Origin of the sequence: Zavarzinia aquatilis (genome assembly GCF_003173035.1) — a bacterium.
In the GTDB taxonomy this organism is placed as follows: Bacteria; Pseudomonadota; Alphaproteobacteria; order Zavarziniales; family Zavarziniaceae; genus Zavarzinia; species Zavarzinia aquatilis.
Map to the genome: position 1 here is coordinate 278246 of NZ_QGLE01000005.1, position 7444 is coordinate 285689.

General features: G+C 69.9%; 5 protein-coding genes. 2 read left to right on the plus strand and 3 right to left on the minus strand.

The features are described 5' to 3' along the window. Nucleotides 1-165 precede the first annotated feature (165 nt). The 3 genes from DKG74_RS11230 to DKG74_RS11240 all read right to left on the minus strand — a co-directional run bounded on the left by DKG74_RS11230 (nt 166) and on the right by DKG74_RS11240 (nt 5216). Entirely contained in the window at nt 166-3627 is a 3462-nt protein-coding gene (locus DKG74_RS11230) for a chromosome segregation SMC family protein (RefSeq protein ID WP_109905730.1), read from the minus strand. 307 nt (nt 3628-3934) lie between these two features. Further along, entirely contained in the window at nt 3935-4639 is a 705-nt protein-coding gene (locus DKG74_RS11235) for a DsbA family protein (RefSeq protein ID WP_133251567.1), read from the minus strand. Nucleotides 4640-4697: 58 nt separating this feature from the next. After that, the gene (locus tag DKG74_RS11240; protein ID WP_109905734.1) at nt 4698-5216 is read right to left on the minus strand and encodes a DUF721 domain-containing protein; all 519 of its coding nucleotides are present in this window, start codon (nt 5214-5216) and stop codon (nt 4698-4700) included. 23 nt (nt 5217-5239) lie between these two features. Between DKG74_RS11240 and mutY the strand changes: the two genes are divergently transcribed. Together mutY and argC are read left to right on the plus strand one after the other, a co-directional pair. Further along, complete coding sequence (mutY, locus tag DKG74_RS11245; RefSeq protein ID WP_109905736.1) at nt 5240-6322, plus strand: A/G-specific adenine glycosylase; 1083 nt, start codon at nt 5240-5242, stop codon at nt 6320-6322. Nucleotides 6323-6360: 38 nt separating this feature from the next. Further along, a complete protein-coding gene (argC, locus tag DKG74_RS11250) occupies nt 6361-7293 on the plus strand; it encodes an N-acetyl-gamma-glutamyl-phosphate reductase (RefSeq protein WP_243404100.1) in 933 nt (310 codons plus the stop codon). Nucleotides 7294-7444 lie beyond the last annotated feature (151 nt).

The following is a 7444-nucleotide window of genomic DNA, read 5'->3' on the forward strand; positions in this document are numbered from 1 at the left end:
CCCCCAGCCAAGGCGGGCGGAAGGTAAGTGGCCGTTGCATCCTAGTCAAGGTACAAAAGGCCGCAGACAAGCCTTTGAAATATCAGCAAAAAGTCGAGTGTGCCCAAGCCGTCGCGAACGGAATCGCGCCGCATTGCGGCATAAGTCATTGACGCAGGGGGGAAATTACTCCGCGGCCAGCAATTCCGGGGCTTGGCTGAGGTCGACCGAGACCAGCTGGCTGATGCCCGGCTCGGACATGGTGACGCCGAAAAGCCGGTGCATCCGCTGCATGGTCAGGCCGTGATGGGTGACCACCAGGAATCGCGTCCCCGTCTCCTGCGCGACGTCTTCGACGAGATCGCAGAAGCGCACGACATTGGCATCGTCGAGCGGCGCGTCGGCTTCGTCGAGCACGCAGATGGGCGACGGATTGACCATGAAGACGGCGAAGATCAGCGACAGCGCGGTCAGCGTCTGCTCCCCGCCCGAGAGAAGAGACAGCACCTGCAGCTTCTTGCCCGGGGGCGACGCATAGATTTCGAGCCCGGCATCGAGTGGATCGTCGGATTCGGTCAGGGCGAGATGGGCCCGCCCGCCGCCGAACAGCCGGGCGAACAATACGCCGAACTGCTGGTTCACCTGCTCGAAGGCGGCCAGCAGCCGCTCCCGCCCCTCGCGGTTCAGGGAGCCGATGGAGGCGCGCAGCTTGGCGATGGCGGCGACCAGGTCTTCCCGCTCGGTGGTCATGGCGGTGATCTGGCCGTCGATCTCCTCCGCTTCCTGTTCGGCGCGCAGGTTCACGGGGCCGATGCCGTCCCGCTCGCGCCGCAGCCGGTCGAGGCGGGCCTCGAGTTCGGCGAGGCCGGGCAGGTCCTCGTCCTCGCCGACCTCGGCCTCGGTCAGGATGGCACCCGGCGCGCAGTCCAGCTCCTCGGTGATGCGGCTGGCCAGTTCGTCGAGCCTGCCTTGCGCCTGCTGCACGCCGCCTTCGGCCCGCACCCGGGCTTCGCGCAGGGCGCCGGCATCGCCCTCGGCCGCGCGCGCGGCGCGGCGGGCCTCGGCCAGCGCCTGTTCCGCGGCGGCAAGGCCGTCGGCGGCGTTGCGCCGCCGCCGTTCCGCATCCTCGATCCGGTCGGCCAGGGCTTCCGCAGCCTCGCGCAGCTCGTCCGGTTTGCCGGCCAGTTCCTCGCCTTCCGCCTCGGCGATGGCGCGGCGCTCGTGCAGCTGGGCCATCTGGCGTTCGGCGGATTCGGCGCGGCGGCCCCAGGCCAGCAACTCGCCCTTGACGTCGGCGAGGCGCTTGCGCCGGCTCTCGACCTCGCGCTTCAGGCCATCGCGGGCGGCGCGGGCCTGAGACAGGCTCTGACGCAGCAATTCGACGTCGCGCTGCAACCGTGCCCTTGCCTCGTCGAGATGGGCGCGGGGCGGCAATTCCTCCTGCGCCGCCAGCAGGGTCTCGCGCGCTTCCACCGCCTGTTCCATGTCGGCGGCGATCCGCTCGATCGACTGGGCGAGGGCATTGGCCCGCGCTTCCCGGGCGACCGCCTCGCGGCTGGCGCGGGCTTCCTCGTCCCGGAGGCGGGTGACCGCTTCCTGCGCGTCGCGCAGGCGGCGTTTCGCCTCGACTTCGCGCGCCTGCGCGGACAGGGTCGCGGCCCGTGCCGCCTCGAACAGGGCGCGGGCCTCGCCCGCCGCGGCGTCGAGCTGTTCCCGCTCGGCGCTCAACTCCTTCAGGCGGTTGCGCTGGGCGAGGCGGATCGCGGCGGCGGTCGGGGCCTCGGCGGCGGCGGTGAAACCGTCCCAGCGCCAGACGTCGCCCTCGACCGAGACCAGCATCTGACCGGGGGCGAGCCGGGCGTGAAGCGTCCGGCCTTCGCCCCGGCCGACGATGCCGATCAGGCCTAGCCGGCGCCTCAGGGCCGCCGGTCCCTCGACAAAGGCCGACAGGGGCACTGCCCCCTCGGGCAACGCCGGGCTGTCGGCGTAATCGGGCAGGGCCGCCCAATGCACGGGCGCCGCCGGATCGACCGGCACCGACAGATCGTCGCCCAGCGCGGCGCCCAGCGCGGTCTCATAGCCCTTGGCGACCGTGATCGCATCGAGCACCGGCGGGAAGGCGGCATCGTCACCGGCCGCCAGCAGGCTGGCCAGCGCCTTTTCCTCGGCTGCGACGCGCGCGGCGCCGGATTCGGCCAGACGCAGGGCTTCCCGCGCTTCGCCTTCGTCGCCAATCGACTGGGCGCGCTCGCCCTCGGCGTCGGCGACCGCATCCTGCGCCGCCTCGACCGCTTCCTGCGCGGCTTCCAGCCGCTCGACCAGGGCTTCGAGATCGACCGCGCGGGCCTTTTCCTCGGCCAGGCGCTGTTCGTCGGCGTCGAGCTGGCGGCGCGACTGGGTCAGGCGGTCCAGCCGGGCCGCCGCCTCGCGGATGTCGCGCTCCAGGCTCTGGCGCCGGGCTTCAACGGCCGCGAGTTCGCGATTGGCCTTGTCGAGTTCGGCTTCGCGCGCCTGCAGGGCGTCGGCCGCTTCGGCGACCTGTGCTTCCGCCGTCTCGGCATCCTCGCCGGCGCCGCCCTCGGCGTCTTCCAGCAGGGCCTGTTCCTCGGCCAGCCGTTCTTGCGCCGCGCGGGCGTCATTCAGCAGGGCTTCCTCGCGCTGGGCATCGCGCGCCACCGTCTCGATCGCCTGCGACAGGCGGGACAGCGCCTCGCGCGCGCGCCGCTCCTCGAGGGCGAGGCTGTCGCGCTCGACCACCAGCTTGTGCAGGATCTGCGCCGCGCGCGCCTCTTCCTCGCGCAAGGGGGCGATGGCTTCGCCCGCCCGGTTCTCGACATTGACCGCATGGGCGGCCTGTTCGGTCGCGACCCGGACGGCGTTCTGCGCCGCCGCGAGGTCGGCCCGCGCCGCCTCCAGCGCCGCTTGCGCCTCCAGCCACTTCAGATGCAGGACGATGGCCTCGCCCTTGCGGATCTGGGCCTGCACGTTGCGATAGCGGCTGGCCTGGCGCGACTGGCGCTTCAGGGCATTCAGCTGGTTGGTCAGCTGGCCGACGACATCGTCGACCCGCACCAGATTGCCTTCCGCCGCCTTCAGGCGCAGCTCCGCCTCGTGGCGGCGGGAGTGCAGGCCGGAAATGCCCGCGGCTTCTTCCAGAATCTGGCGCCGGTCGCGCGGCTTCGAATTGATGATGGTGCTGATCCGGCCCTGACCGACCAGCGCCGGCGAGCGCGAGCCGACCGAGGCATCGGCGAACAGCAACTGGACGTCGCGCGCCCGGACATCCTTGCCGTTGATGCGATAGGCGGAACCCGCCTCGCGCTCGATCCGGCGCGAAATCTCGAGTTCGACATGATCGTTGAAGGCGACGGGCGCCCGCCGCGTCGAATTGTCGAGGACGAGGGAAACCTCGGCCAGATTGCGCGCCGGCCGGCGCGAGGTGCCGGCGAAGATGACGTCGTCCATCTCCGCGCCGCGGATCAGCTTGGCCGACGTCTCGCCCATGACCCAGCGCAGCGCCTCGAGCAGGTTCGACTTGCCGCAGCCGTTCGGCCCGACAATGCCCGTCATCCCGGGCTGGATCACCAGCTCCGTCGGGTCGACGAAGGATTTGAACCCGGAAAGCCGCAGTTTGGTGAACTGGACCATTGTTGTTTGCCCCTCAAACGCCGGGCGGTCGCATCCGCGACCTTGGCTCGCTACGCTGAAGCTTCGCGGGGCCTCAATGGCCCTGGAAGGCTTCTGTCATTCCTCAAACGCCGGGCGGCGGCATCCGCCGCCTTGGCTCGCTAGTTTAAATTCGCCCTCAGGCGCCGGGCGGCCGCATCCGCGACCTTGGCTCGCTGCGCTGAAGCTTCGCGGGGCCTCAATGGCCCTGGAAGTTAGGCTCGCCCCCACCAGCGCGTCATCCCGGCGAAGGCCGGGATCTCGTGAGGGTGGGGCGCCGTGCCCGGCCTCAGTCCTTCAGGCCGTTGTCCTTCAGGAATTTGGTGAATTCCTCGATGGTCAGGGCGCCGGAGGCCACGGTCTTGCCGATGACGAAACTCGGGGTCGACTTGATCTGATAGCTCTTCTCGGCGTCGTAACGCGACTGGATCACTGCCATCTTCAGCGCCTCGTCGGCGAGGCAGGCGTCGGCCTTGGCATCGCCGAGACCGGCAAGGCGCAACGTCTGCTTCAGGGCGACGATGGGATCGGCGGCACGGGACCAGCTTTGCTGCGTGCGGAACAGCATCTCGACCAGCGCCTCGCTCTTGTCCGCGCCGGCGCAGCGCACCAGCATGGAGGCGCGCAGGGCAATGGCGTCGAGCGGGAAATCCCGGAACACGAAGCGGACCTTGCCCGTGTCGATGAACTGTTTCTTCACCTCGGGGAAGGTGGTCAGGGTGAAACTGCTGCAATGCGGGCAGGTCATCGAGGCATATTCGATCACCGTGACCGGCGCGTCGGCCGAACCGATGACGAAGGTGCCGTCGACCGGCTGGGCCGGCGTGGCCGCCGAATCGGCCGGCGCGGGCGTTGCAGGAGTCGGCGTCGCGGCGGCCGCCGGCGGTGCGACAGGCGCCGGGGCCGGGCCGCCGCGCATCAGCGCCCAATAACCGATGCCACCAGCGGCAGCCAGACCGACAGCGCCGGCCAAAATCATACGTCTCGTATTCATGGAGTCATTCCACCACAAGATATTGGGGGTCGTAAAGTTCAATGATGGCGCATGGCCCCTAGCGCCGACCGTCCCTCAGCGCCCGTGCCCGCATGGTCTTGCCCAATCTGGCCAAGGCCTCGCGCAAGTTATCGTTCTCGATTGTGGCAACCAGACGGTCGATCTCCGCCTTCTCCGCCGCCGGCACAGGGGGCAGGGGGGCGGGGGGCTGTTTGCGGGCCGGCACCCGCCCGCGCGTGATCTTCAGCCGGGCGGCGGCGCGAAAGCCGCAGAAACTGTTCACCTTGTCGATGATCTGCGGCTCGAGGTGCTGGATTTCGAGGGCGAGGGGGCCATCGACCCGGATTTCCAGAATGCCGCCGTCGTTGCCGCCCCGCTCGAAGCGCAGGCGCTCGGGCAGGGTGCAGTCGGCGAGGCGCTCGCCCACGATCAGCGGCCAATGGGTAACGATTTCCGCCGCCGCGAAGCCGCGCTTGCCCGCCGCCGACCGCAGCAGGGTCGACAGGGTGGCCGAGGCCGGCTCGGTCCTGAAGCGGCGCTTGGCCGAAGGCTCGAAGGTCTTTGTTGCTTGCGCCATGGTCCGCACACTCTAATCAGGGAATGTCTCCCGTCGATTCCGAATTCGCCCTGGACCTGCCGCCGCCCGCCTCCCGGCCCAAGGCGGGTTTCGCCCGCGCCTTGCTCGACTGGTACGATACCAGCCGGCGGCGCCTGCCCTGGCGGGCCGAGCCGGGGGAAAAGCCCGATCCTTACCGGGTCTGGCTGTCCGAGATCATGTTGCAGCAGACGACGGTCGCGACCGTGATGGAGCGTTTCACCCGCTTCGTCGCCCGCTTTCCGACGGTGACCGCGCTCGCGGCCGCCCCGCTCGAATCGGTGCTCGCGGAATGGGCGGGCCTTGGCTACTACGCGCGGGCGCGCAATCTCCATGCCTGCGCCCGGGAAGTGGCGGCCAAGGGCGGCAGATTCCCCGATACCGCCGAAGCCCTCGCCCGGTTGCCGGGGATCGGCGACTACACCGCGGGGGCCATCGCCGCCATCGCCTTCGGCCGCCGCGCCGCCGCCGTCGACGGCAATGTCGAGCGGGTGATGTCCCGCCTGCACCGCTTCGCCGAGGCACTGCCGGCCGCGCGCCCGAAGCTCCGCCAGCTGGTCGAGGGGCTGGTGCCGGAAGACCGGCCGGGCGATTTCGCGCAAGGCCTGATGGACCTTGGCTCGGGCATCTGCCAGCCGAAGACGCCGAACTGCCGGCGCTGTCCGGTCGCCCGTTTCTGCGACGGCGCGGCGGCGGGCGATGCCGCGCTCTATCCGGTCAAGGCCGCCAAGGCGGAACGGCCGACCCGCCATGGCACGGCCTATGTCGCGGTCCGGGCGCGGGACGGCGCCGTCCTCCTGCGTCGCCGGCCGGCCACGGGCCTGCTCGGCGGCATGATGGAGGTTCCGGGCAGCCTATGGGCCGAAGGCGCGGCACCCGCCGCCAGCCCGCCCTGTCCCGCCACCTGGACGGCGCTGAACGCGCCGGTCGAACATACGTTCACGCATTTTCACCTTGTCCTGACGGTGCAGGTGGCGCGGGTGGCGGATTTCGCCGCCGCGGGGGAATGGCATCATCCGGCGCATATCGGCGATGCGGGCGTGCCCACGGTCTTCATGAAAGTGTTGCGTGCGGCCGGCGTCGTTTGACGCTATATGTTCCGGCCCCTTTGGCGAGGAGAGTTCCCGTGACCCGGACAGGCGCAACAGCGACAGTCTTCATCGACGGCGAAGCCGGCACCACCGGTCTTGGCATTCGCGAGCGCCTGCTGAATGTCCCCGGGATCGAAATCCGCAGCATCGACGCCGACAAGCGCAAGGACCCCAAGGCGAAGCAGGCCCTGATGGCCGAGGTCGACGCCGTCGTCCTGTGTCTGCATGACGATGCCGCCCGCGAATCCGTCGCCCTTGCCGCCGAACTCGGCCCGGGCGCGCCCCGCATCCTCGATGCCTCGACCGCGCATCGGGTGGCGGACGGCTGGGTCTATGGTTTCGCCGAAATGGCCGCCGGCCAGCGCGAGGCGATCGCCAACGCGAAGCTGGTCGCCAATCCCGGCTGCTACCCGACGGGCGCCATCGCCCTGCTGCGTCCGCTGATCGAGGCAGGCGTGCTGCCGCGCGACTATCCGGTCGCGATCCATGCGGTCTCGGGCTATTCCGGCGGCGGCAAGGCGATGATCGAGGCTTACGAGGCCGGCACGGCGCCCAAATTCGAGCTTTACGGTCTCGGCCTCGAGCACAAGCATGTGCCCGAGATCAAGGCCTATGCCGGTCTCGACCGGCGCCCCATCTTCGTGCCTTCGGTCGGCGATTTCCGGCAGGGGATGCTGGTCACCGTCGCCCTCCACCTCGACCTCCTCGAGGGCGAGCAGCGCCCGGCCGACCTCGAGGCGATCCTGACCCGGCATTTCGCCGGCAGCGAACTCGTCTCGGTTAAGGGCACCGCCGATATGGGCGGCAAGATCGAGCCGGAAGCCCTGAACGACAGCGACCGGCTGGAACTCCGCGTCTTCGGCAACGAAGCCCGTGGCCAGGCCCTGCTCGTCGCCCGCCTCGACAACCTCGGCAAGGGCGCATCGGGCGCCGCGGTCCAGAATCTCCGCCTCATGTTGGGGTTGTAGGCAAGACCGGGCCTGGCCCCACCTCACCCCGGCCCTTGTATCTGGAAAGGGCGTTGGTTGTAGACGAGACTGACGTTGTGATGGGACCGGCGGCCGCCGGTCCCATCACAGGCGGCCGGCACTCGTCTGCCCTCTGGCTGCAACCGTGGGA

Coding starts and splice junctions, on each gene's coding strand:
- DKG74_RS11230 (WP_109905730.1), bottom strand. CDS start 3,627: ATGGTCCAGTTCACCAAACTGCGGCTTTCCGGGTTCAAATCCTTCGTC.
- DKG74_RS11235 (WP_133251567.1), bottom strand. CDS start 4,639: ATGAATACGAGACGTATGATTTTGGCCGGCGCTGTCGGTCTGGCTGCC.
- DKG74_RS11240 (WP_109905734.1), bottom strand. CDS start 5,216: ATGGCGCAAGCAACAAAGACCTTCGAGCCTTCGGCCAAGCGCCGCTTC.
- mutY (WP_109905736.1), top strand. CDS start 5,240: ATGTCTCCCGTCGATTCCGAATTCGCCCTGGACCTGCCGCCGCCCGCC.